Annotated in this window: 23 protein-coding genes and 1 pseudogene; 11 read left to right on the forward strand and 13 right to left on the reverse strand. The window is 66.9% G+C overall.

All coding sequences use genetic code 11. From position 1 onward, the window contains the following. Window positions 1-280: 280 nt before the first annotated feature. Genes galE (IEX89_RS23640) through IEX89_RS23650 form a run of 3 tightly spaced genes read right to left on the reverse strand, consistent with a single transcriptional unit; the run spans window position 281 to window position 2,431 of the window. Window positions 281-1,312: a UDP-glucose 4-epimerase GalE gene (galE, locus tag IEX89_RS23640; protein ID WP_188915757.1), complete on the reverse strand. Its 1,032-nt coding sequence runs from the start codon at window positions 1,310-1,312 to the stop codon at window positions 281-283. Between the two features lie 7 nt (window positions 1,313-1,319). Continuing rightward, complete coding sequence (locus IEX89_RS23645) at window positions 1,320-2,003, reverse strand: glycosyltransferase (protein ID WP_188915758.1); 684 nt, start codon at window positions 2,001-2,003, stop codon at window positions 1,320-1,322. Further along, window positions 1,955-2,431 (reverse strand): hypothetical protein, encoded by a 477-nt coding sequence (locus tag IEX89_RS23650; protein ID WP_188915759.1) that lies wholly within the window; start codon window positions 2,429-2,431, stop codon window positions 1,955-1,957. Before IEX89_RS23650 ends, IEX89_RS23645 begins: the two co-directional genes overlap by 49 nt. A 215-nt stretch (window positions 2,432-2,646) precedes the next feature. Here IEX89_RS23650 and IEX89_RS24675 point away from each other — a divergent pair, with 215 nt between their 5' ends. Continuing rightward, a complete protein-coding gene (locus IEX89_RS24675) occupies window positions 2,647-2,772 on the forward strand; it encodes a hypothetical protein (protein ID WP_280513938.1) in 126 nt (41 codons plus the stop codon). A 28-nt stretch (window positions 2,773-2,800) separates the two neighbouring features. Beyond that, window positions 2,801-3,202: an aminotransferase class V-fold PLP-dependent enzyme gene (locus IEX89_RS23655; protein ID WP_188915760.1), complete on the forward strand. Its 402-nt coding sequence runs from the start codon at window positions 2,801-2,803 to the stop codon at window positions 3,200-3,202. A gap of 481 nt (window positions 3,203-3,683) precedes the next feature. Here the strand turns inward: IEX89_RS23655 and IEX89_RS23660 are convergent. Continuing rightward, window positions 3,684-4,415 (reverse strand): annotated as a pseudogene (locus IEX89_RS23660) (IS256 family transposase); the annotation flags it as partial. A 982-nt stretch (window positions 4,416-5,397) separates the two neighbouring features. Here IEX89_RS23660 and IEX89_RS23665 point away from each other — a divergent pair. Then, window positions 5,398-6,495: a helix-turn-helix transcriptional regulator gene (locus tag IEX89_RS23665; protein WP_188915761.1), complete on the forward strand. Its 1,098-nt coding sequence runs from the start codon at window positions 5,398-5,400 to the stop codon at window positions 6,493-6,495. Window positions 6,496-6,500: 5 nt separating this feature from the next. Here the strand turns inward: IEX89_RS23665 and IEX89_RS23670 are convergent, their stop codons facing one another. Beyond that, window positions 6,501-6,803: a hypothetical protein gene (locus tag IEX89_RS23670; protein ID WP_188915762.1), complete on the reverse strand. Its 303-nt coding sequence runs from the start codon at window positions 6,801-6,803 to the stop codon at window positions 6,501-6,503. Window positions 6,804-7,042: 239 nt separating this feature from the next. On the opposite strand from IEX89_RS23670, the gene IEX89_RS23675 reads away from it, so the two are divergent. The 7 genes from IEX89_RS23675 (at window position 7,043) to IEX89_RS23705 (ending at window position 14,261) form a co-directional block, all read left to right on the forward strand. Continuing rightward, window positions 7,043-7,489, forward strand: a complete 447-nt coding sequence (locus IEX89_RS23675; protein WP_188915763.1) for a hypothetical protein — start codon at window positions 7,043-7,045, stop codon at window positions 7,487-7,489. A gap of 184 nt (window positions 7,490-7,673) precedes the next feature. Further along, on the forward strand, window positions 7,674-8,162 hold the full coding sequence (locus tag IEX89_RS23680) for a hypothetical protein (RefSeq protein WP_188915764.1): 489 nt from the start codon (window positions 7,674-7,676) through the stop codon (window positions 8,160-8,162). A 357-nt stretch (window positions 8,163-8,519) separates the two neighbouring features. Continuing rightward, a complete protein-coding gene (locus IEX89_RS23685) occupies window positions 8,520-8,834 on the forward strand; it encodes a hypothetical protein (protein ID WP_188915765.1) in 315 nt (104 codons plus the stop codon). 250 nt (window positions 8,835-9,084) lie between these two features. Next, on the forward strand, window positions 9,085-9,570 hold the full coding sequence (locus IEX89_RS23690) for a helix-turn-helix domain-containing protein (protein WP_188915766.1): 486 nt from the start codon (window positions 9,085-9,087) through the stop codon (window positions 9,568-9,570). 342 nt (window positions 9,571-9,912) lie between these two features. After that, a complete protein-coding gene (locus tag IEX89_RS23695; RefSeq protein WP_188915767.1) occupies window positions 9,913-13,278 on the forward strand; it encodes an EAL domain-containing protein in 3,366 nt (1,121 codons plus the stop codon). Between the two features lie 184 nt (window positions 13,279-13,462). Then, window positions 13,463-13,849, forward strand: a complete 387-nt coding sequence (locus IEX89_RS23700) for a flagellar biosynthesis repressor FlbT (RefSeq protein WP_188915768.1) — start codon at window positions 13,463-13,465, stop codon at window positions 13,847-13,849. A gap of 100 nt (window positions 13,850-13,949) precedes the next feature. After that, window positions 13,950-14,261 (forward strand): hypothetical protein, encoded by a 312-nt coding sequence (locus IEX89_RS23705; protein WP_188915769.1) that lies wholly within the window; start codon window positions 13,950-13,952, stop codon window positions 14,259-14,261. A 592-nt stretch (window positions 14,262-14,853) separates the two neighbouring features. Here IEX89_RS23705 and IEX89_RS23710 read toward each other — a convergent pair. After that, a complete protein-coding gene (locus tag IEX89_RS23710) occupies window positions 14,854-15,504 on the reverse strand; it encodes a CsgG/HfaB family protein (RefSeq protein ID WP_188915770.1) in 651 nt (216 codons plus the stop codon). A gap of 69 nt (window positions 15,505-15,573) precedes the next feature. On the opposite strand from IEX89_RS23710, the gene IEX89_RS23715 reads away from it, so the two are divergent. Further along, window positions 15,574-16,563, forward strand: coding sequence for a glycosyltransferase family 2 protein (locus IEX89_RS23715; RefSeq protein WP_188915771.1), 990 nt, complete (start codon window positions 15,574-15,576; stop codon window positions 16,561-16,563). Between the two features lie 86 nt (window positions 16,564-16,649). Here the strand turns inward: IEX89_RS23715 and rfbA are convergent, their stop codons facing one another. The 7 genes from rfbA to IEX89_RS24575 all read right to left on the reverse strand — a co-directional run. Then, complete coding sequence (gene rfbA, locus IEX89_RS23720; RefSeq protein ID WP_188915772.1) at window positions 16,650-17,531, reverse strand: glucose-1-phosphate thymidylyltransferase RfbA; 882 nt, start codon at window positions 17,529-17,531, stop codon at window positions 16,650-16,652. Then, window positions 17,528-18,424 carry a dTDP-4-dehydrorhamnose reductase gene (gene rfbD, locus IEX89_RS23725; RefSeq protein WP_188915773.1) on the reverse strand — a complete coding sequence of 299 codons (897 nt, stop codon included), beginning with the start codon at window positions 18,422-18,424 and terminating at the stop codon, window positions 17,528-17,530. Before rfbD ends, rfbA begins: the two co-directional genes overlap by 4 nt. 8 nt (window positions 18,425-18,432) lie before the next feature. After that, the gene (gene rfbC / locus IEX89_RS23730) at window positions 18,433-18,990 is read right to left on the reverse strand and encodes a dTDP-4-dehydrorhamnose 3,5-epimerase (protein ID WP_188915774.1); all 558 of its coding nucleotides are present in this window, start codon (window positions 18,988-18,990) and stop codon (window positions 18,433-18,435) included. Between the two features lie 14 nt (window positions 18,991-19,004). Continuing rightward, on the reverse strand, window positions 19,005-20,063 hold the full coding sequence (rfbB, locus tag IEX89_RS23735) for a dTDP-glucose 4,6-dehydratase (protein ID WP_188915775.1): 1,059 nt from the start codon (window positions 20,061-20,063) through the stop codon (window positions 19,005-19,007). A gap of 572 nt (window positions 20,064-20,635) precedes the next feature. Next, the gene (galE, locus tag IEX89_RS23740; RefSeq protein ID WP_188915776.1) at window positions 20,636-21,616 is read right to left on the reverse strand and encodes a UDP-glucose 4-epimerase GalE; all 981 of its coding nucleotides are present in this window, start codon (window positions 21,614-21,616) and stop codon (window positions 20,636-20,638) included. Between the two features lie 293 nt (window positions 21,617-21,909). Continuing rightward, window positions 21,910-22,851 (reverse strand): septal ring lytic transglycosylase RlpA family protein, encoded by a 942-nt coding sequence (locus IEX89_RS23745; protein WP_188915777.1) that lies wholly within the window; start codon window positions 22,849-22,851, stop codon window positions 21,910-21,912. A gap of 373 nt (window positions 22,852-23,224) precedes the next feature. Beyond that, window positions 23,225-23,373, reverse strand: a 149-nt coding sequence (locus IEX89_RS24575; protein ID WP_244645673.1) for an ATP-binding protein, incomplete at its 5' end; no start/stop codon positions are given.

Raw genomic sequence — 23,373 nt, forward strand, 5'->3', positions numbered from 1 at the left:
GATCCTGGCCCTCGACGAAACGCCCCATCCCGAAGCTCCCCGTGTAGAGAGCTGAAGCTTAGCATATTCGAGGGCGTTTCCACACGGCCTCGGCCCGAAGCCGCCAGCGCGATCGCCGATCCGGGATAGAGGCGAAGACTGCACTCGCGCGTCTAAGTCCTCAAATGCAATCCTGCAAAAATCCGGCATTATTGCTTGTAGAATGCGAAGGAAGTTTTGATGAGAGCCAATCGACGTCGTCCAATATCTTTCTCGAGCCACGCTCGCGAGCTTCCTCCTGCTATGCGTTCACTGACGCAGCGATCCGAGCGCGTGCATAGGTTCGGCCATCGGCATCGGGAGAGACCGACCGTTCCCACGCAAGCGCTTGGGCGACGATCGTATGCAGGTCGGCGAAGCGCGGAGACCAGCCCAGCACCCGCCTGATGCGGGTCGTGTCGGCGACGAGGGAGGCCGGGTCGCCGGCGCGGCGCTCCGCGCGCCTTACGGGGAAATCGACGCCGGAGACGCGCTTCACCGCCTCGATCACCTCGTGCACCGAGGCCCCGCGGCCGTAACCGCAGTTGAAGACCGCGCCGTCTCCGCCCTCGCGCAGATGCCGTAATGCCGACAGATGCGCTTCGGCGAGGTCGCTCACCTGGATGTAGTCGCGCAGGCAGGTACCGTCGCGCGTCGGGTTATCATCGCCGTAGATCGCCACCTCCGGCCGGGCACCGAGCGCGGCCTGGCAGGCGACCTTGACGAGATGCGTCGCGTTCGGCGTCGATTGCCCGGCTCGCCCCTTCGGATCGGCGCCGGCGACGTTGAAGTAGCGCAGCACGACGTAGCCCAGTGCGTGCGCCCGCGCCGCGTCGGCAATCATCCACTCGCTCATCAGCTTGGAACGGCCGTAGGGGTTGATCGGCACGAGCGGTGCATCCTCCGTCAGCGTCGAGCCGGCGGGCTCCCCGTAGACCGCGGCCGTCGAGGAGAAGACGAGCCGCCGCACGCCCGCGGCCACCGAAGCGGCGAGCAATGCGCGCGTCTTCATCGTATTCGCTTCGTAGTAGCCGAGTGGATCGGCGACGCTCTCCGGCACCACGATGCGCGCCGCGAAATGCATGATCTCGTCGACGCGGTGGTCCGCGATGGTGCGGGAGACGAGCGCCGCGTCACCCACGTCCCCGACGACGAGCGGCACGCCATCGGGCACCGCCGCGCGGCTGCCGGTGGAGAGATCGTCGAGCACGACGACTTGCTCGCCCGCGTCGAGGAGCGCGAGGACGGCATGCGCGCCGACATAGCCGGCGCCTCCGGTGACGAGGATCGTCATCGTGGGCTCACGGCGCGGTGGCGACGAGCGGCACGCGTGCGGGCGCGGCCGGGGCGAGGCGCGAGCGTGCGATGGCGATGTCGTCGACGGGCAGGCGCGCGCTCGCCGCAAGCGCCTCCTCGACGAGAGCCCCCATCCTGCGCTTGAACACCGAGGCGTCGAAGGCGGTGGCATGCCGCCGCAGCACGAAGGAGTCGAAACGGGTCTCCTCGCGCTCGAAGCGCTCCACCGTTGCGACGATGTCATCGGCCGTCTGGCGCTCGAAGAGGAGGCCGGTGACGCCCGGCACGACGGTGTCCATCGCGCCGCCGCGCCCATAGGCGAGAACGGGGCGCCCGCTCGCCATGGCCTCGACCGGGACGATGCCGAAATCCTCCTCGCCGGGGAAGACGAGCGCCCGGCAGCGGGCGAGGCTCTCGCGCAGGACGTCGAAGGGCGCGCGTCCGAGGAAGGAGATCGTCGGGCCGGCCATGGCCTGGAGACGGGCGCGCTCGGGCCCCTCTCCGATCACGACGAGGCGCTTGCCCATGCGGGTGAAGGCCTCCACCGCGAGATCCACGCGCTTGTACCCGACGAGCTGACCGGCGCAGAGATAGATGGCAGATTTTTGCTTCCGGCTCGAAAGAGAAAACCACAACGCCCTTATCTTGTGACCGGGAAACTTTGAAAACGACGTTTCGCGCCGGAGCAAAACGAAGCTCTACGAAGTATCTGCTGATTGTACGTTCCCACCTCCGAACTCTCCCGCAGCACGCCGTCCACCATCGCGAACGTCGCCCGCATGTGGCCCTGCGAGACCGGCCTTCCGACCATGACCACGAGCTCGGGCTTGTTCGCCGATGTGCGGACCAGGCCCCGAGTGCCGTCCTCGAGCGTCATTCGCACGCCGTTCATGGTGACGACGTCCGCGATGACCGCGCCCGCCAGCGGCGCGTCGTCCTCGCGGATCGCGGCGGTCTGGGCGGTGACCCGCTCGACACGTCGTCCTTCAGCGCGTTCGGGCAGTGCGGGGCTTACGCGCAAGGGCGGGGCGGCGCGGAACGCCCATCGATCATCAGCAGGCGGACATAACCGTGCTGATGATGCAGGCGGGCCGGGCTCGCTGGACCCGGCGTGCATGCAGGCCGTCACACCCTCTGCCTACCAAACGGAACCTACGAGCAGGTCCACGGCGTCAGCGACCTGTAGAGGCGGACAACCTACCCCGAAGGTGCGGTCGCGCTCCGTCGCGCCTGCGACCGCAGCGACGTGACCGACCCTCTCGGACATGTCGAGGTGCCGACGCTCGTCCTGCACGCGCGCGCCGATGCGTCGTCCCATATGAGCGGGGTACGATGATCGCTTCGGCGATCCCCGATGCGCGCCTCGTATCGCTCGACAGCGAGAACGAGGTTCTCATGCCGGAAGAGCCTTCGTGGGAGCGCGTCCTGCGGGAGATCGAGGGCTTCTGCGCATCTTGAAGCCGGAGGTCATGCTGGTGAAAGACGGGTGGCCGGGGCCGAGGCTTTCGCGCGAGCCGTCGACGGGAACACGCGCCTCGTCACCGTGAGCGCCGTCCAGTCGGCCACCGGCTACCGCGCAGATTTCGGTGCCCTGCGCGAGATCGCCGACCGCTCGGATGCTCTTCTGTTCGGCGACGCCAGCCGGATCGGCGGCGCTCTGCCGATCGACGTCACGTCCGCGCGCATCGACGCCATGGTCGCCCTGCGCCACGAGTTGCTGACCGTCACGCGCGGATTCGGCTACGCCGTGTCCACTGAGGAGCTCCGCGCGCCGCCCTCCGTCACATCCTCGTGCACCACGTGCTGGGACACGGCCCATGTTGCAGCACAGGAGGCGGCGGCGCCGACGCTAGGGCGAGCTACACGGACAGCATCCGCATCATCTTAGATAGCGGCCGTCGCCGCACGAACAACATGAAAGGCCAGTCATGATGTCGAGAATGCCCCTGCGTCGTGTCCTACCAACCGTCCGACGGATCTCGCTGCGCGGCAGCGGTAGAATGCGGGGGGCGGAGCCGTACGCGATCGCCGAAAGCGGTCTCAGCTCTGCTCCAGGCACGCCACCAAGATCGACATCAGGTCGAGCGACAACGGCGAATATGAATTCGGCGTCTAGGGCGATGCTGGATCGGCGCGTTCGTCGGGACACTGGCCATCGTCTTGATCGACCGAGGCATGCTCGCGTGGGGATCAGTTACAGGTAGACATTGCTTCCGTTAATCTTCATAATCTTTTCTCGTGACAAACTTCTTAGCAGAATGTTAGATAACGACGTTGGCTCGCTGGGGGAGCGGTTACCCACGCGCAGTGCAATGTGCGTCAGCCTCGGTTCGATTCCGAGGGCGAGCCTCCAAACCAGCGTCAAGCAGCCAGGTGGCGGTGAGCACCTTCGAGACGGCGGCCTTGATGCTCTCGTGGGCGTTAGAGATCACGAGCTTCACGCCCCGCAGGCCGCGCCGGGCGAGCTTCCTGAGGAAGGCCGTCCAGAACGTCTCCGCCTCGGAGGGGCCGACGTCCATGCCGAGCACCTCGCGCCGGCAGTCGGTGTTGACGCCCACCGCGACGATCACCGCCACCGAGACGATGCGGCCGTTCTGGCGCACCTTCACGTAGGTCGCGTCGATCCACAGGTAGGGCCAGTCGCCCTCGATCGGCCGGTCGAGGAAGGCCTTCACCCGCTCGTCGATCTCTCCGCAGAGCCGGCTCACCCGGCGCTTCGACACGCCGCTCATCCCCATGGCCTTGACGAGGTCGTCCACGGAGCGGGTCGAGACGCCCTGGATGTAGGCCTCCTGGATCACGGCGGTGAGCGCCTTCTCCGCCATCCGCCGCGGCTCCAGGAAGCCCGGAAAGTAGCTGCCCTTGCGCAGCTTGGGGATGCGCAGCTCGACCGTGCCGGCCCGCGTCTCCCGGTCCCGGTTACGATTGCCGTTGCGCTACACGACGCGCTCGGCGCTCTTCTCCCCGTCGCCGGCGCCGGTCGGCGCACCGACCTCGAGCTCCATCAGCCGCTCGGCGGCAAACCCGATCATCTCGCGCAGGATATCCGCGTCGGGGGTCTTCTCCACGAGCCCGCGCAGGGCCATCATCTCGTCGGTCATCGGTGGTGCTCGGTTCAGGTTGGTCTTCGCAACCCGACCCTACTGCAGACCGTCGACGACCACCCCGCGAAGCCGTCCGTCCGCTACGGCGCTATGGAGGGCGCGCGGCCGGACGGCTCCGCTCTCGTCGAGCTACAACACCACCGGGGACACGACCCGCTTCTTGTCACGGCGTGAACCATCATTACCGTGCCGACCATAGCCGGCCTTTGCCGCGCATTCCCCACTAAACCCGACTTGCCTCTCCGTCGCGTCGTGAACCCGACGCCGCTACGGCGCACAGGAGACCGTCCGCGAGCTCTTCCTCCAACGTTGCCGACTGCCGCCGTCGTTACAAGTTCAACGCGCCAATGCTGCCACTGGCGTGATCGACGAATGCCTCGGCTCGCCCTGACTTGTGCTGGTCGGCGCCTGCGACGACGCGAACCGCGTCGATGCGGTGCTCAGACGGGCGAGCCGCCTCGACAAACCATCGAAATCGCCCTTCCCGACAGCGCCGGGCGCGAAGCAATTCTGCGAGTGCATCTCGGGAGCGATGGCGCCGACGGTGGTCCTCGCACTTGGGCCTGCTCCTGCCGTAGGAGCGGAGCCGTTCGGCTGCCCCCCCCGCCAAGTCGCCCGCTGTCGGTTCGGACGATCATATACGACATAACCGAGCGCGTTAGCATAGATCGACCCGCATGGAAGACCAGCGATGACCGAAGACCCTGCGAGACTTCGTGGAGAGAGCCCCCGACGCCGGTATCCTGCGCACGATGGTCGACCTTCACCGTCACGCGGCTGGTGGAGCTCTGGATCGGCGCGGTTGCCACCGCCGGCGACGTCCACATCGGCTTCGATAGAGGCCGCGCCTCGTCCGCAGAAAGCAGAGGGCCTCATCGACGCACCCGACGGCTTTGCGAAGATCGGAACATCGGAATTTGATCTTCTCGCCCTGCGGCTGCATCCTCGTCGTCGGGGGCGGCAGAACGCCGGGGGCGCCATGACCAGGATTTCGGAGACCGACGTCGCCCTTCTTCGCGAGCGTCTCTACGCCGCCGGGTCGGGGCTCGAGCCTTGGAGCGGACTTCTGCCCGCACTCGCGACGACCTTCTCGGCACGACGTGTCACCATCCATGTGGGCGACACGGAAGGCACCGCGTCGGCCGTGGAAACGTGGCCGGTCGCTCCCGAGGGCATGCTCGAGTACGATCGGACCTATGCCGGACAGGATTTACGAGCCGACCGCATCGTGCGGGGCGGCCGTCGAGGCGTGATGACGACCGCCGATCTGATGAGCCCGGGCGAGATCGCCCGCTGTCCGGTTCACAATGAGCACTATCGACGCTGGCCGGAATGCTGGCAGAACCTGCTCGCAGCCGTCGAGTACGGCGCCCGTCTCGTGGTTCCGACCCTCCATCGCCACGCGGCGGATGGCGCCTTCGAAGAGGATATCGTTCGGGCGATGCGCGTACTCGCGCCCGATTTCGCGCGCGCATGGAGCCTCCCGATCGCCGATCCCGGCCTCGCGACGGACGACTATGAAGCGCTGATCGAATCGCTCGAGGAGGGCCTCATCATCGTCGACCGCCGGATGCGGGTCCTTCGCGTCAATGCGGCCGCGCGCGCTCTCATCGACGCCGCGCAGACGATCTCAATTGAGGACGGTATTCCGACGGCCGTGCGCGCTCTCTCGAGACAGCAGGTCGACGCCGCCCTTGCCGCCGCCGTTTCGATCGGCATGCGCGGGAGCACGGCCGGACCTCGTGAGATCGTCGTTGCGGCCCGCGACGGCTCGTCCGTTCTTCTCGACGCACATCCCATCATCGGATCGGCGAAGGCAGCGGCGATGCTGCGCATCAGGCCGATTCGCACGCCAACTCTCCCCACGATCGACGACGTCGTCGAGGCCTTCGGGGTCACACGTTCGCAGGCGGAGCTCGCGCTTGCGCTCGCACGCGGGCGTCGGCTTGCAGACCACGCTGCCGAGCGCCAGATCTCGCTCCACACGGCGAGAACGCATCTACGCGACCTCCGAGAGCGCATCGGCGCGGCGCGTCAGAGCGATGTCGTGCGCATGGTGTTCGTGCTATCGCGCTGAGGCGCTCATCGGCGCTCTTCACGCTCCGCCTCGCGGACGGTCGACACGTCGAAGTCCGGGCGAGAGCGGCTCCTTTCCGCTCTTCGTGCAAGTCGAGCACGGGTGGCGACCGCACCGACATAGCCGAGTTGAAGCCCTGCTCCGATGGCGATGGCGTTGATGAGGGCGGCGGCAAGATCCGGGCCGACGCCGAGCGTCAACACGAAGACGCCAAGGGCCGCGCCGAACGCGGTCGCCGCGAAGGGAAACACGTGAATGCCGCGCGCGCCGGCTACGGCGCCGGCGATGATGCCGATGGCGAAAATCATCGTGCCGTCCACTCGATCTGACGTGTCCACTCGAACTAACCGGCGAGGAACAAACGATTAGCAAGAAAGATAAATAGGGGTAAGTTAATGTCCATACGCCGTTCGTGGTACCCGGCGCCACGTCAATCAACGAGCATGGGTTCGCCCTCGGAAAGCACCAACCTAACCCAAATGGGGTATGCGGCTCGCTACCGGATCTGATGCAATACCGCGAGGGCGCACGAGGGTAGGCGTAGGCTATGCGTGACGACGGACATCGGCACGACAGGACTGGATACCGGGCGGAAGGGCCTGCTGCCTCCACGGTTGGTGAGCGGATTGATCGGCCATCCGGGGCGCGCAACGACACGATCGAGGCCCGCCATCGGCGCTTCGTCACGGAGCTCGAGCGTCAAGCGGCTTTGCGCGACGCCGCAGCCTTTCGCGAAAGCATCGTCCGGCTCGATGCCATGGCCGCAGACCTCATGTCGACGACGATCACGAAGCCGCCGGACATAGCCCTCAAGGCAGACGTCTTGCGCCGCTGGCTCCTCGTCGACTTCTGGAACGCCGAGCTCGGCGCCGACGGCTCGGCCGGGGCCTTGCGGCGCTTCGTCGACGACGTCGACGCTCTGATCGCTGCCATGGACCAGACAAGGGCCGAGGCCATGGGCATTGCGCCCGACCGATCGAAGTCTCGACGCTGACGATACTGCGCAGGCCCAGCACAGCCGTCGGCGGCTTCGATGCGATTTCGTGGAGAGAGCGAGGGCGCAGCAACCGGCCAAGCCTTGCATCGCCCCGGAGTATCAGATTTAACTGACGCGATCGATCGTCACGTGATCGAAAGCGGCGATTTGACGCTCGCCACCGTGTGGAGGCGGCGATGTCTTGATCAGTAAAGGCGGCGACATGCGGCGGGAGACGACGCTGCCCATCGATCGAGACGCGTTCAGCCGGGCCGTTTGGACCGGCGTGAAGCGCAAGGGATACACCTACAAGGAGGCCGCCGCGCGCGCGCAGGAACACCTTCCGGCCGGGCTTCGGATCAGCGATGTCAGCGTCTGGTCATATGCCAAGGGGAAGAGCGTGCCGCGAACGCGCGTCCAGGTGGAGGCGCTCGGGAGTGTCCTCGGCTTCGATCCGGCAGCTTTGTTTTCGCGAGAGTCGCCAGAAAGCGACGTGAAAGCCCTCGACGTACGCACGAGGTTGCCGACGGCGAAGGGAGACGAGCGGGACGACGACGCGGTGGCGGGTATACACGTCAACGACGTCGGCGGCGGGCATGCCCTTGTGCGGATCTCGGCGGTTGTCAGTTGGGACGTCGCGATGAAGATCCTCTACCTCGTCGATCCGGCAGCCGGAGGAGGAGCCCCTTGAAGGGCAGCCGCGCGTCAGGGTCGGCGTCGGAGCCTTCCGCTCAATCGGTTCTGTCGGTCGTCGACGCGGCCGACGGTGCATGACCAGCGTGCATCGCCGAACTCGGACAAGTCTGGCGCGTGTCGCATAAATCCGACCGATCGCAACGGCATGCCGCGCCACGCGACCTCTCTTCGGCAGCCGCGCCGTCGTGAGCCGCACCCGCTTCACACGCGGCACTCCGTTCGAGGACGCAGCTCGGTGCATCGGCGCTAGAGAAAGAACCGCCTGGCATGACCTTGCGAAACTCGCGCATTTTGATAAGGACCACTCAGCGAAAACAAGGATTGTTGGCCGTAGCCTCAAGGTGATGCAGCCATGCCTGACGAAACGAGCCTCGACATCCTCGCTTCCCTGGCACACTGCCCGCGCGTGGAAATGACACGTAGGCAAAATCGCTTCGAAAGTGTCTGGATCGGTGAATTCGCTTCCTCCAAGCAGCGTGGTTTCGAAGCCGGTCGATCACCTTGCGGACACTGGATCGGCCTGAACGTGGTTTTGCCGACTGGAACTGGCGTCCAGCTCGCATTCACACTGCAGGAGAGCATCGATCTTCTCGTCGCTCTTCAATTCGCCATGGCCGATGCCCTGGAACGGCTCGAATCCAGGTGCGGCGACGCCGCGACCTCGTAGCCTCTTGCGAACTACAGTAGAGAGAGGCAATCGCTGCAAAGATCGCGCTCGGGTAGACAAGACGCCATTCCTACGGAAGCTACAAAAAAGCGAACCGAATTAGATGATGCACGCCAGAGCCGCCATGGCAAAAGGGCGAGCAGCGCAGCACATGCCTGCTTCTTTCCCGTATTCCCTTCACAGCACCTTTTCCATCCGCGCCACTCATGTATTGTCGTGTTGCGCACGAATCGTCTGCTCGGAGGTTTATATGGATAAGGTTGCGGGTAGCGTACGCGCGACAACCGATCTCGACAAGCAAATCGGCTTGCGCATCAAGCTCGCGCGCAAAGCGATGAAGTTTTCGCAAAGCGAGCTTGCGACTGCGGTCGGCGTCACGTACCAACAAGTGCAAAAATACGAGAACGGCACGGATCGCGTCGCCATCTCCCGGCTCGTCCAGATCGCGCGCGTGCTCGAGGTCGGTCCGTCGTCCCTTCTGGGCGACGACGGAGCGGGCGCACCGCCCCTCCTCGACGACATGGCGACGACCCTCGTCGCCGAGTTCGGGCGCATCAGGTCGCCAGCACTGCGTCTCGCCGCGATACAGAGCCTGAAGGCGATCGTGGCCACAGATCGCGACATGCCCGATGCGGCCTTGGGCAACGCAGCCAAGCCCGCGATACCCGCCGCTCGCGCAGCTCGGTCGCGCACCAGCCTCCTGAGCGCAGGCCGCCGCGCACGTTCTAGACGCTGAGAACCTGACGTCGCCCGAACGGTCCGACAGAGTGTTGCGGTTCGGGCGCTTGACGAATTGGCATCTCGGCCGCCACAGCAACGGTGCAAATGAGGGCTCGACGCGCCGACGATCGGGCGATGCGGACCCGGAACGCCGACGCGTTGGCGTCGACCGGCGACGGCACGTGCGGAATGCGGCGTCGACGATCGCGCGACGGGCGCCGCTCCTAGCCGATACGCAGGCCGCGGCGCCCTCGTGGCTACGCCGGGGGCGGCCGAGTTTAGCCTTTGTTGAAGTTCGCCTGCATAGCGTTGCGCGTTCAAGACGGTCGATCGACCGTCTGGCCAAGGCACGCAGACCATGTTGCATCATTCGGTTCCGGAGCACGAGCGCCTGCGCGCCCTGCGTCAACTCTCCGTCCTGGATACTCCTCCCGAAACCGCTTTCGACGCGCTTTGCCGAACCGCGTGTCGCCTTTTCGCCGTGCCGATCGCACTCGTCTCGCTCGTCGATGCGGACCGGCAGTGGTTCAAGGCGAAATGTGGTCTCGAGGTCGACGAGACCTCCCGTGAACTCGCCTTCTGCGATCGCGCGATCGCATGCCCCGACGGCCTCGTCGTCGAAGACGCTCGCCTCGATCCGCGCTTCCAGGACAACCCGCTCGTCACAGGAGAGCCTAGGATCGTCTTCTACGCCGGAGCGCCGATACGCCTCGAGGACGGGTGCGCCGTCGGGACGGTCTGCGTCATCGATACGAAGCCGCGCGCGTTCGGTTCGGAAGAGCGCGCGGCCTTGACGGATCTCGCGGGCGCGGTGGCCGCGCTCCTCATCGCGCACCGTGAACGCGTCCTCATGGAGGAGGTTCATCGCAAGCGCAGACATGATGCCGAGGTGATCGCGCGGCAGAACACTGCATTGCGGGCGCACCAAGCGCTCATCCACGCGACCCTCGGCCAGATGGACCAGGGTCTCGTCGCCCTCGACCGAGAGGGTCGCGTCGCGGTGTACAATACCCGCGCACTCGAGATCCTGGCGCTTGCCCGCGCCACAATGGACGAGAAGCCGGTTCTCGATGTGGTGATCGACGCGGCGCTCGCCGGCGACAGCGCGCCGGCGCGCGCCGGGGCGGCCAGCCCATCGTCGATCGGTGATCATGGCGACCGCGTGCGGGCGGACGGGCAAATCATCGAGGTGCGTGCCGTTCCGCTGGATGGCGGTGGCGAACTGCGCACCTATGCGGACGTGACCGCCCGCAGACGAGCCGAGCGCGAGCTCGAACGGCGCGAGGCCTATTACCGTGCCCTTGCGGAAGGTCTCCCGCACCTCGTTTGGGTGACCGATCGCACCGGGCGAATGCTCTACATGAACGCTGCCGCGCGGAGGTATTTCGGAGAGGACGGCTCGTCGGCCGTCGAGCGCCTGGCACGCTACCATCCCGACGATCGCGAGACGCTCGGTGCGCTCAAGAAGCACGCCCTGGCCACCGACGAGACGATCCGCTGGAGCGCGCGTCTCGTTCAACCGGACCTGTCCTTCCGGTGGCACCAGCTCACTTCATCCCCCGCGCGATCCGACGGCGAAGGTTCCTCGTCGGAATGGCTCCATACGGCCCTCGACATCGACGAGTTCGTGCGCGACCGCGAGGCGCTCGAGGAAAAGACCTCTCTCCTGCATCTCGCCATGCGCGGAGCCCGCGCGGGCAGCTTCATCTGGGATGTGGATGCCAAGACGGCCGAGCTCTCGGACGAAAGCCTGCTTCTGTGCGGATTCGACCTGGAGCGCATCTCCTCGCGCGTCACGGAGGCCGAGTTCCGATCGCGGTTGCATGGAGGCGACTGGCGCACGATCGCCGCGGCGGCACGGCGCGCCCTGGAGGACGACGGCGTCTACGATGTCGAGTTTCGCATCGCGGGGGCCGACGGCGAGCGCTGGATCCACGCGCTCGGCCGCCTCGTGCGCGACGACGGGGGAACGCGGATCGTCGGCCTCAACATGGACGTGACGGAGCGCAAGCGGGCGGAAGCCGAGATCCGGCGGCGCGAGGACGCGCTTCGTACGAGCGAAAGCAGGCTTGCTCTCGCCCTCGAGGCGTCCCGCGGCGGTCTGTGGGACTGGGATCTCGCGCGCGACGAGATCCTCGTCGACGACGGCTGGCACCGTATGCTCGGCACGCCGTCGGCGGGGTCTCGCCTCAGCCGTGCGGACGAGACGCGCACGGTGCACGCGGAGGATCGTGCTTTACGCGACGAGCTGCTTCATGCTCATCTCGGCGGAGAAACGCCGCACTACGCCGCCGAGTACCGCGTTCGTGCCGCCGATGGTCGCTGGATCTGGGTGCATGATCGAGCACGCATCGTCGCCTGGACCGAACGAGGCGCGCCGGCCCGCATGATCGGCTTCCGGGTCGAGATCACGCGCTTGAAGGAGGCCGAGCAGGAGGCGCGTCGGCGCGCCCTCGAGGATCCGCTCACCGGGCTCGCGAACCGACGCGCCTTCATGGACGCTCTGACGCGCCGTCTCTCGGAGATCGACAGGCACGGTGGGCAGACAGCGCTTCTCCTCCTCGACCTCGACCGCTTCAAGGCGGTCAACGACACGATGGGCCACCCCGCCGGCGATGCGCTGCTGCGGTCCGTCGCGGAGCGTGTAAGCGCCGTGTTGCGACGCGAAGACCTTCTCGCACGCCTCGGCGGCGACGAGTTCGCCATTCTCCAGATCGGGCCAGGGCAACCGAACGGAGCGCGGCTCCTCGCGGAGCGCATCGTCACCTCGCTGGGGGAGCCGTTCCTCGTGGGCGATCGGCGCATCTCGATCGGCTCGAGCCTCGGGATCGCCCTTGCGCCCGGCGATGCAGCGTCTGCGGAGACGCTCTTTGCCCGAGCGGATCTCGCGCTCTACCGGGCGAAGGAGAACGGTCGCAACGGGTACCGATTTTTCGAAGCGGCCATGGACGAAGCCCAGAACGATCGACGGCGCCTGGAGCTCGAGCTGCGCGAGGCGGTGCACGCGAATGCGTTCGAGGTGCATTATCAGCCGCAGATCGACGTGACGACCGGGCGCGCGACGGGCTACGAAGCGCTCGTGCGCTGGCGCCACCCCGTCAGGGGATTGGTGTCCCCGGCGGCGTTCATTCCGCTCGCGGAAGAAACCGGGCTCATCGTGAACCTCGGGGCCTTCGTTCTCGAACACGCCTGTCGGGAGGCCGGTACCTGGCCGTCCGAGTTGCGGGTCGCCGTCAACATCTCGCCCGTGCAGCTTCGGCGCTCCGGTCTCGTCGAGCGCGTGAGGGACGTGCTCGAGGCGAGCGGGCTTGCTCCGGAGAGGCTCGAGATCGAGGTGACCGAGAGCGTCCTCATGGACGACGACGACGCGATCGCAACGCTCCACAGCTTGCAGGGGCTCGGCGTCCGAGTCGCGCTCGACGATTTCGGCACCGGCTATTCGAGCCTCGGATATCTCCGACGTTTCCCGTTCGACAGGATCAAGATCGATCGCGCCTTCGTAAGCGGTCGCGCCGACGCTCACGCGACCATCATCCTGCGTACGATCGTCGATCTCGGGCGGCGTCTCGGCATCCCGGTCACTGCGGAAGGTGTCGAGACGCCGGCCGAGCTCGAGCTCGTGCGGCGGATCGGCTGCTCGGAAGCGCAGGGCTATCTCGTCGGGCGCCCTTCCCCTCATCCGCAGCCGGTGCGCCCCGATCTTCTCGCGCGCGTGCCGGCGTGAGTGTCGCCGCGGAGCGACGCTGCGGGAGCAAAGCCGCCGAGGATCTCGCATCCCACTCCTCCATGCGCGGTGTCGAAGAGAACCGAAGGCCGACGCGCAGAGCCGGGCACCGATCGGCGCAAGCCCCGCACAAGGGAGGGCTACGACAGTCGTGAGCACACGCATGATCCACGGGAGACATCGGATGCGCTCGGCTCGACAATTCTCGCTCGGCAAGAACGAGATCGCGTTCCTAAACGGCGGCATCGTGCGCGCACCGTCCGGCGCCAGTCTCACCGTGCTGAACGACGCACACTTTCTCGTTGAGCGCTTCCTCATCCGCGAGGAGGACGCGAGGACGCCGCTGCGGCGGCTCTACCTGAAGATCCAGTGTGTGCTCCAATCTCCTCCGGGTGACGCATCGGCGTCACGAACGCTCGAGGACGCCTTCGGACGCACAGCGCGCGAGATCGGATGCGCGCAGATCGGCGCAGCCCTTGCCGAAGCGAAAGGGCACCTGCGTGCGGAGCGCCCCCTCGAGGCCATGAAGACGCTCCGGCGCGCGTTCCCCCTCGAGGACGCGCGCCTCTGATCGCCCTCCAGCGTCTGCGCGATCGTGCGATCGGACGCAGCGGCGCCCGCCTTGGGCTCAGCGCTTTCAACTTACGAGGCCAACCGAAGCGATCGCGTCCATGATTTTCGCCGAGCGCTCCGAGATAGAACTCACGATCGGGCGGGCCATTCTCGACCGCAGGCTCGTCCGGATCGAGCATCGCATGCGCTCGCGCCTGCTGGAGCCGTGGGCCCTCGGTTATGGCGCGCGCGGCGACCTCGTTCTGCAAGCGTGGCGACGCGACGCCGACGAGGACGGCTGGCTCTTGATCCCGCTCGTCGACATCCGTCGTGTCGAAGCGCTCGACGAGCGCGTCGGCGCCCGCCGCCCGGCGCTGCTCGACGGCCAGCGACGCATGCCTCGTCTCCTCGTACAGATGATCGAGCGCTGAGGTTGATCAAACGTGAAGTGCGACTGGCGTCGACAGGCGCGCGTCGCCGCGTCGCCCGTTCTGGGTGTCATCGCGAGAGTATCGCGGCGGCTACCTGGCTCTACGCTCGCACCATGGCCGCGACGCGAGACGACAGCGGCTACATCCTTGTGTTCTTCTCGTCCCACGGTGTGTCCGAAATCCGTACGGCGGCCGCCGTCGACGGAGCGTCGATGACGGTCCGATCACGACGCCTCGCGCAAGGAGCCCGCCCTGGCTGCGCATCATCCTATCGTCTGAACCCGTCTCGCCACGCCCGAATCCGTCGTCAAAGCCCATGCCCGGTCGCCGTCGACAGTTGACCCCAGACGTGATGAGGCGGATGCGCTGCGGTTCACGCTGCGCGCGCGGCTCTGCGTCGTCCGAAACGCCCCCCCCCGAGAACGCGTCAACGGAAGCGGCAGCTGGGCGCCAGAACGCCTTGCCGTCGCGCGGACGTCGGCGCTCTTCGAACGAAGCCGGTCCTCCGCGCTCTGGGCGCGAGGGTTCGTCTGCGCGCGTGATCAGATCGCGTGTACAGGCAAGAGCCACTTCATCCGCTGCGCCCCCGTCTCTATTCGTAGAGGGTGGCCAAGGTGCGATTGGGAGACAAAGCTCCGAGCGCAGGTTCGTCGGGGGTGGGCGGAGGAGGCTCTGCCGGCGGCGGTTCTGAACCGACGGTCCCCTCAGCGGCGGATGCCGGCGAGGGCGTCGCGGCCGTCTCACGCGGACGCGGCACCGGGATCGTCCGAACCGATCTCGTCGGGTCCGGGGTCACGGCCGCGACGGCGGGGGGCGCGACGGATGCGACCTGCGGGTCGCCATACTTCTCCGCTCTATAGGCGGCGATGAGATCGCGCCCGAGCTCGCGGTCGCGGAACTGCCATACGCCCATGTCGGCTCCCTCGAGCACGAGGGCGGCCACCGCCTTCTCGACGGCGCTGCGCACCGCGACCTGCCGAGGTTCGTTCATCGTCGCGCCAGCCTCGATCTCCAACAGCTTATCGAGATCGACAAAGCTGAAGTTTCCGCCGCGCACGCCGTAGGACGCAAGATTATTCTCGATCATGACGCTGGCGAGGATTTCGCCCGAGCGCGTCGACACGGCGCGCAGGCTTACCGTCACGGTGTCTTGCTGATATTGCACGTCCCCGCCGATCCCGAGCAGCCGTGCTCCGACGCCTCCGGTGCGCGTGTTGGTATCGACCCGGACGGCGTCCTTCACCTTCCGGAAATCGCCGCTGTGATTCGGGGGATGGATACAGCTCTCCGCTGGTCTTCAGTCGAGGCACGGATGGTCGCAGACATTCTGGACTGTCAGGAGCCGCCGCCACAAGGCCTGACCCTTGACGAGGACTTCGCTGATCCCGGTCTCAAGCCCTGCGTATCGCTGATCATTCCGACGAAGAACGGTCATGATCTACTCGCTACATGCATTGGCAGCATCACGCGCCATACGCGTTGGGCCGACCTCGAGATCATCGTCATCGATCACGAGAGCGACTGCCCGCGCACACGAGACTTTCTGCGCAAGGGTGCTGCCGAAGGTACGTTCTCGGTCGTGCCCTATGTCGGACCCTTCAACTTTGCCGCGATGTGCAATATTGCCGCGGAGCGCGCGAGAGGCGCCATTCTGGGGTTCGTCAACAACGATGTCGAAGTCCTTCGGCCGGACTGGATCGAACGCGCGGTTGCCCATTGTCGCCGACGCGCGATCGGCGCCGTGGGCGCGAAACTCCTCTATCCGAACGGGACAGTTCAACATTTTGGCGTCGTCGCCGGCCAGGGCGGCATCGCGGACCACGCGTTCGTCCATGAAGGCGCCGATGCCGCTGGCTATTGCGGGATCTTGAACGCGACCACGGAGTTCGCCGCGGTCACGGCTGCGACGCTGTTTTGTCGCGCGTCGCTCTTTGCAGCATCGGGTGGCTTCGACGCGACCGGTCTTGCCGTATCGTTCAATGACGTCGATTTCTGCCTGCGCCTTCGCGACGCCGGCTACGCCAATATCTGCGATCCGGACATCGTGCTCTACCACCACGAATCCGCGTCACGAGGACGGCCGACGCACGGACCCGATCGAGCTCAGCAGCGCAGGGAGGAATTGCTCGTCTCGTCCCGATGGCACAACGTTATGCTGTCGGATCCGTGCTATAGCCCAAACCTCAATCTCTTCGGGGCTCCTTACACCGGCCTCTCGCTCCCGCCGCGTCATCGCTGGGGCGAGGGTCTCGCGCGCTCGCGTCGCCTTCGGCAGCGTCCTGATGGCAGCGCAGCTTGGTAGCTTGTGCGCACGACGTGAATTCCGCGAGGATGGGTGACCGGTCGCCGCGGAATTCACGGCTGTGGGCACCGTCATGGTCGATCGCCCTACTCGGCCTGCCCGGCGATCCGCGCGAGATACTGAGCATAGGCCGACTTACCCATGTCGGCGGCGAGGGCGGCAAGGTCGTCGCCAGAGATCCAGCCCATCTGGAAGGCGACCTCCTCGGGACAGGCGATGCGGTAGCCCTGGCGCTTCTCCAGCGCGCGCACGAATTCGCAGGCCTCGAGCAGGCTCTCGGGGGTTCCGGTGTCGAGCCAGGCGAAGCCGCGCCCGAGCTTGGCGACAGAGAGGCGGTCGCGCTCGAGATAGGCGCAATTCACGTCGGTGATCTCGAGCTCGCCGCGGGCGGAGGGCGTCACGGCGCGGGCGATCTCGACGACCTCGGCGTCGTAGAAGTAGAGGCCCGTGACCGCCCAGTTCGAGCGCGGCGCCGTGGGCTTCTCCTCGATCGAGATCGCCCGGCCGGTCTCGGCGTCGAACTCGACGACGCCGTAGCGTTCGGGGTCGGAGACATGGTAGCCGAACACGACCGCCCCGCCCGCCTCTGCACGTGCCCGCGCCATGGCGAGCTCTTCGGGCAGTCCGTGGCCGTAGAAGATGTTGTCGCCGAGAACCAGCGCCGAGGGTCCGCCCGCGACGAAGTCCGCCCCGATGTGGAAGGCTTGGGCCAGGCCTTCGGGACGCGGCTGCTCGGCGAAGCTGAGCTCGATCCCCCAGCGTCGACCGTCGCCGAGGAGCTGTCGGAAGCGCGGCAGGTCGTCGGGCGTCGAGATGATCAGGATCTCGCGGATGCCCGCCAGCATCAGCGTCGAGAGCGGGTAGTAGATCATCGGCTTGTCGTAGACCGGCATCAGCTGCTTCGAGACGACGAGCGTCATCGGGTGGAGCCGGGTGCCGGACCCGCCGGCGAGAACGATACCCTTCACGAGGATGTCTCCGGATTGGCGAGGAGGCGCGCGACGACCGCACCGACGCTCTCGTGCCAGTCCCGCAGGGCGACGCCGTGGACGGACGCCAGCTTTGTGCAGTCGAGCCGCGAATAGGCCGGCCGGCGCGCGGGCGTCGGATACTCGGCCGTCGTGATCCGCACGACCCGCGCGGAAGGCCCGCCGCGTGCCGCGCTCTCGGCGAAGACCGCCTCGGCGACGTCCGCCCAGCTCGCTTCGCCGGCCGCCGTCATGTGGAAAGTCCCACGCTTCTCGGCGGTGGGATCGCGCACGAGGGTCTCGGCCACCGTGATAACGCCCGCGGCGATGTCGTGCGCCGCCGTTGGCGCCCCAATCTGATCGGCCACGACCCGTATCTCCTCGCGGGTCGCGGCGAGCCGCAGCATCGTGCGCACGAAATTGTGCCCGAACGGCGCATAGACCCAGGCAGTGCGCAGGATCGCATGGTTTGCGCCCGCCTCGCGCACCGCCGCCTCGCCGACGGCCTTCGAGGCCCCGTAGACGCTGCGCGGCCCGATCGGGTCGTCCTCGCGCCACGGTCGGTCGCCCTCTCCCGAGAAGACGTAGTCGGTAGACAGGTGGATCAGCGGCACGTCGAGCGCGGCCGCGGCTGCGGCGACGGCCCCCGCCCCCGCGCCGTTCACGCGAAAGGCCACGTCCGCCGCGCTCTCGGCGGCATCGACCCCGGTGAAGGCGGCCGCAGAGACGACGAGGACGGGCCGTGCGCCGGCGATCGCCCGCGCCGTGCCGGCGGGATCCTCGAGATCGAGCGCCGGGCGGCCGAGGAGCACGACCTCGTGGCCGCGCGCGGGCGCGGTCTCGGCGAGCGCTCGGGCGACCTGCCCCTTCGTTCCCGTGACGACGATGCGCATCGCTCCCCTCAGTCGAAATAAGCAGGCAGATCGCGAAGGCGCGGATGCCGGCGATCCTTGTCCGACAGGACGAGCCGGTCGGCCGGAAAGGGCCAGTCGATGCGAAGATCGGGATCGTCGAAGGCGAGCCCGTGATCGTGCGCGGGCGCGTATTCCGCGTCGACCTTGTAGACGACCTCGGTGTCGGGCTCGAGCGTGACGAAGCCGTGGGCGAAGCCGACGGGCACGAGGAGCTGGCGCCAGTTCGCCGCCGAGAGCTCGACGGCGACGTGACGCCCATAGGTCGGCGAGGAACGACGCAGATCCACCGCGACGTCGAGGACGCGCCCGCGCGGCACCCGCACGAGCTTCGTCTGCGCGAAGGGCGCGCTCTGGAAGTGGAGCCCCCGCAGCGTGCCCGCCTCGGCGGAAAGGGAGTGGTTGTCCTGCACGAAGTCGATGGCGAGCCCGGCCTCCCGGAAGGCGGAGCGCTTCCAGGTCTCGGAGAAGAAGCCGCGCGCGTCGCCGTGGCGCTTGGGCGTGACGATCAGAACGCCCGAAAGCCCCGTCTCCTCGAACGTGACCATACCCCCTCCCCGCTTCAGACCGCGACGCCGAGGCGCTCGCCCCGGTAGACGCCAGAGCGCACCCGCTCCCACCATGCCCTATTGTCGAGATACCAGCGCACGGTCTTCTCGAGCCCCTCCTCGAAGGAATGCCGCGGGCGCCAATCGAGCTCGCCGGCGATCTTGGACGCGTCGATCGCGTAGCGCTGGTCGTGACCGGGCCGGTCGGCGACGAAGGTGATGAGGCGCTCGCGCGGGCCGATGGCGGGGTCGGGCGCGATCCGGTCGAGGATCGTGCAGATCGCCCGCACGACGTCGATGTTACGACGCTCCGAGTTGCCGCCTATGCAGTAGGTCTCGCCGGAACGGCCCGTCTCGGCGACGCGGATCAGCGCCTCGGCGTGATCCTCGACGTAGAGCCAGTCGCGTACGTTCTCGCCCCGACCGTAGACCGGCAGCGGTTTTCCCTCGAGCGCGTTGAGGATGGTGAGCGGGATAAGCTTCTCGGGGAAGTGATAAGGTCCGTAATTGTTGGAGCAATTGGTGACGAGGGTCGGCAGCCCGTAGGTCTCGTGCCAGGCCCGCACGAAGTGGTCGCTCGCGGCCTTCGAGGCCGAATAGGGCGAGCGCGGATCGTAGGCCGTCGTCTCGTCGAAGGCGCCCGTCTCGCCGAGCGAGCCGAAAACCTCGTCCGTCGAGACGTGGTGGAACCGGAACGCCGCGCGACGCTCCTCGGGGAGCGTGCGCCAGTACTTCAGGCAGGCCTGGAGCAGCATGAAGGTGCCGACGACGTTGGCACGAACGAAGGCGCCGGGACCGTCGATCGAGCGGTCGACATGGCTCTCTGCGGCGAGGTGCATCACCACGTCCGGCGCGAAGGCGGCGACCGTCGCCTCGATCGCTCGCTCGTCGGCGATGTCGACGCGCGCGAAGGCATACCGATCGCTCGCCGTGACCGGCGCGAGCGAATCGAGATTGCCCGCATAGGTGAGCGCATCGACGACGAGCACCTCGTGCTCCGTCGCCTCGATCAGCCGCCGCACCACCGCCGAGCCGATGAAACCGGCCCCGCCGGTCACGAGAAGTCTGGGCACGTTCGTTCGTCCTTCACCGAAAAGCGATTAACATCGCTTAAGCGCTCGCTTACCATACGATGGTAAGGTTCGCCACATAACGCGTGCGTGGTCGGATGGAGGCGCAGGCGACCAGGCACAGGAAATTAGGCGTCGGAAATGCTCACCTGTCGTCGGATCGGCGCCCGGCACGTCGCGGAAGCTGGCATCGGTACACGGTCCGCTATCGAAATCCGATGCATCGCCGCGCGGATCAACGTAAACACGTGTTGGGATCGTGTGGCGATGAACAACCGTCCATATCCGCAGCCGCTTCTCCTCATCGCGGTTTCGCTCGTCCTCGCGCTCGTTCTCGTCGGCGTCGGCTTGACGACAGGACGGCTCGAGTGACATCAGCCGGCTACGGCACGGGCAGGCAAAAGCGATGCCGTCGCAAAAAGGCTTCGCTTGCGCGAGAGCTGCTTCATCGTGTGCCGAACCGAAGGGATCGTCGCCTTTCGCATCGGCAGAAGATCTCCCGCGCACCGACCTTGCCGAGTGACAACCTGGATCGAGGGTTCAGCTTCGAGCTGACGCCCCGCAGGCAGAGCGCATTAGGATCCCATGAGCCGCCGCTCCCAGGAAAGCGCCTGCGCAATAATCTGATCGAGATCGTCGTGCCGGGGTGACCAAGCGAAACGTTGGCGCAGCCGCGACGCGTCCGCGATGAGCGCATCGGGATCGCCCGCCCGGCGCGGCGCGCTCATGACGGGAATATCGACGCCGGACACGCGTCGCACGCTGTCGATCACCTCGCGCACGGAGACGCCATGTCCATAACCGGCGTTGAGGACGAGGCTTTCTCCGCCCTCACGCAGATGCCCGAGGGCTGCTCGATGTGCGTCGGCGAGATCGCTGACGTGCACGTAGTCGCGAATGCCTGTCCCATCGGGGGTACCGAAGTCGTTGCCATAGATGGCGAGGTGCGGTCGCTGTCCGAGCGCGGTCTGGCAGGCCACCTTGACGAGGTGCGTCGCATCTGGCGTCGACTGTCCAGCGCGCCCGTGAGGATCGGCGCCTGCGACATTGAAGTATCGCAGGATGACGAAGCTCAGCCCATGCGCTCGGGCCGCATCGGCAATCATCCACTCGCTCATCAGCTTGGAGCGGCCGTAAGGATTGATCGGCGCGGGCACATGGTCTTCAGACACGAGGTGTGTGTCGGGGACGCCATAGACCGCGGCCGTCGACGAGAAGACCAGTCTCGAAACCCCTGCGGCGACAGCCACCTCGAGGAGTGCGCGCGTCTTGCCGGTGTTGGCCTCGTAGTAACCGAGAGGGTCGACGACGGATACCGGCACGATGACCTTCGCGGCGAGATGGACGATCTCTGCGATGCCCGCCTCGTCGAGGACGCGGCCGACGAGGTCTCTGTCGCCGACATCGCCGACGACGAGGCGCGCCGAGCCTGGGAGCGACGCACGGTCGCCGGTGGAGAGATCGTCGAGAACGACGACGTCTTCACCCGCGTCGAGGAGCGCGAGAACGACATGAGCGCCGATGTAGCCAGCACCGCCAGTCACCAGGATCGTCAAAGCTTGCCCTCCGCCGCGTCTGCGCTCGGCGCCTCACTCGCCCATGTTGCTCGACCGTCATCGCACACGGCGTGTCGGGTCGCCAAGCGAATCGTGCTCGAGTCGGCAGTCGGCACGATCGTCGGACGCGTCCCTGCAGGCGCGCCAGGACGGTGCCGCGGGTCGCGCGGCATCGGCGACGACGGCCGCGAGCCCATCGCTCCATCCCTCGAGCGCGCTCCTGTGCGATGCCGACGACCTCGACGACGCGAGGCGCCGCGCGCGCGGCGGCGGACCTCGAGGCGCAGTTTCCGTCAGTAGAGCCCACCCGTTGCGCCGAGCGAGATGACCGATCCAGTCGCGGGTCGACGATCGGACGCGGCATACGCGATCGCTGCCGTCACGTCCCTCGGGAGAAGAGATGATGGCGCGCGTTGCGAGACCATGACGTCTGCGCCGGGCGTCGTCGGAAGATCGCGTGGCGGCCTCGGTACGTCGAGGGCTGCCGCTGCGTTCGCAGATGCACGGCTCACACGCTCATTCGGCGTCGCCACATCGCGCAAAAGCCCCCGCGGGACAGCGTCGAGCGCGGGCTCTTCCGAGCCCATCGCGCGAGCAGAGGCGAGGTGGATGGCGGCAGGCTCGCCGGCCAGGTGAACAGCCGAGGCGGCGTGCAGCGTCTCCTCACCGGTATGCAGGCTCGCAAGGAGGAGGCGATCGTCGCTTCCGGCAAGGGACGCCGGCCCGACGTAATCGACACGGACCTGCGCGAGCCCGTCACGTCGAAACCCGAGGACCTCGGAGGCGCGTCGCGAAACGTCGATCGTGCGCTCTCCTCCCGCGAACGGACCGCGATCGTTGACCCGAAGGATGACGGATCGGCCGTTCTCGAGGTTCGTCACGCGCGCGTAGCTCGGCAAGGGCATCGTTGGGTGCGCCGCGCTCAAGGCGTGACGATCGAAGATCTCGCCATTGGCGGTCAAACGCCCATGAAATGCGTCTCCGTACCAGGACGCTACGCCGACGCTCGAATAGCTCGGATCGAGCCGCGGCACGAAGGTACGTCCCCCGATCGTGTAGGGTCGACCGACGATCGCGCGCCCGCCGCCGCGGGGGATCGGCTGGCCGTCGGCGACGACCCGCGGGCTCGGTGCGACGCCGAGCCTCGCGTCGATCCGCGGCGTTTGCCCGGAGCAACCCGCGAGCATGATGCCGAAAACAAGGAGGATCGCTCCCGATGTCGACCGACGGCTCATGATTGCCTCCCCGCACCGAAGGAAGGCTAACAAACGACGCCTGCCGCATCCTTTCCGGCGGCGGGCGTGCGCATGCCGGATTGAACGACGGTGAATGACGCGTTAGCGGCCGTAACGGGCATCCCGCGCCTTACCTCCGGCTCGACTGCATCGGTCGCGCACCCGCCCGACGACCCTATTCGTCGTCGGGCGGTTCACGCCTGTGAATGGCGCTCGGCGAGACCAGGTTTACCCGGCCTGTCCGCTCCCCCCGCATGCGCAGCGACCAACCCGCCGCGAGCCGTTCCTCGATCTCCTCGGGGCCGACGGCGACCTGGTTCTCCGCATGGTGCTTTTTCGATGTCAAGCGTCAGCCGGAACTGACCCCCTTTCGTTACGAGGACCTGACCCCCTCGCTGTTTGATGTGGTGATGTTAGGCGCCGGAGCGGCCTTCTGCAGAAGGCCGCTCCGGCGCTTTTCGCGCAGCCGGTAGCTCTCACCGCGGATGGTGATGACGTGGCTGTGGTGGAGGAGGCGGTCGA

The sequence above is a fragment of the Salinarimonas ramus genome, assembly GCF_014645695.1.
Classification (GTDB): Bacteria; Pseudomonadota; Alphaproteobacteria; order Rhizobiales; family Beijerinckiaceae; genus Salinarimonas; species Salinarimonas ramus.

Bases quoted from the DNA above. Each gene is read 5' to 3' on its own strand.
- galE (WP_188915757.1), bottom strand. From the start codon at position 1,312: ATGACGATCCTCGTCACCGGAGGCGCCGGCTATGTCGGCGCGCATGCC.
- IEX89_RS23650 (WP_188915759.1), bottom strand. From the start codon at position 2,431: ATGCACGCCGGGTCCAGCGAGCCCGGCCCGCCTGCATCATCAGCACGG.
- IEX89_RS24675 (WP_280513938.1), top strand. From the start codon at position 2,647: ATGATCGCTTCGGCGATCCCCGATGCGCGCCTCGTATCGCTCGACAGC.
- IEX89_RS23665 (WP_188915761.1), top strand. From the start codon at position 5,398: ATGACCAGGATTTCGGAGACCGACGTCGCCCTTCTTCGCGAGCGTCTC.
- IEX89_RS23670 (WP_188915762.1), bottom strand. From the start codon at position 6,803: ATGATTTTCGCCATCGGCATCATCGCCGGCGCCGTAGCCGGCGCGCGC.
- IEX89_RS23675 (WP_188915763.1), top strand. From the start codon at position 7,043: ATGCGTGACGACGGACATCGGCACGACAGGACTGGATACCGGGCGGAA.
- IEX89_RS23685 (WP_188915765.1), top strand. From the start codon at position 8,520: ATGCCTGACGAAACGAGCCTCGACATCCTCGCTTCCCTGGCACACTGC.
- IEX89_RS23690 (WP_188915766.1), top strand. From the start codon at position 9,085: ATGGATAAGGTTGCGGGTAGCGTACGCGCGACAACCGATCTCGACAAG.
- IEX89_RS23695 (WP_188915767.1), top strand. From the start codon at position 9,913: ATGTTGCATCATTCGGTTCCGGAGCACGAGCGCCTGCGCGCCCTGCGT.
- IEX89_RS23700 (WP_188915768.1), top strand. From the start codon at position 13,463: ATGCGCTCGGCTCGACAATTCTCGCTCGGCAAGAACGAGATCGCGTTC.
- IEX89_RS23705 (WP_188915769.1), top strand. From the start codon at position 13,950: ATGATTTTCGCCGAGCGCTCCGAGATAGAACTCACGATCGGGCGGGCC.
- IEX89_RS23715 (WP_188915771.1), top strand. From the start codon at position 15,574: ATGGTCGCAGACATTCTGGACTGTCAGGAGCCGCCGCCACAAGGCCTG.
- rfbD (WP_188915773.1), bottom strand. From the start codon at position 18,424: ATGCGCATCGTCGTCACGGGAACGAAGGGGCAGGTCGCCCGAGCGCTC.
- rfbC (WP_188915774.1), bottom strand. From the start codon at position 18,990: ATGGTCACGTTCGAGGAGACGGGGCTTTCGGGCGTTCTGATCGTCACG.
- IEX89_RS23745 (WP_188915777.1), bottom strand. From the start codon at position 22,851: ATGAGCCGTCGGTCGACATCGGGAGCGATCCTCCTTGTTTTCGGCATC.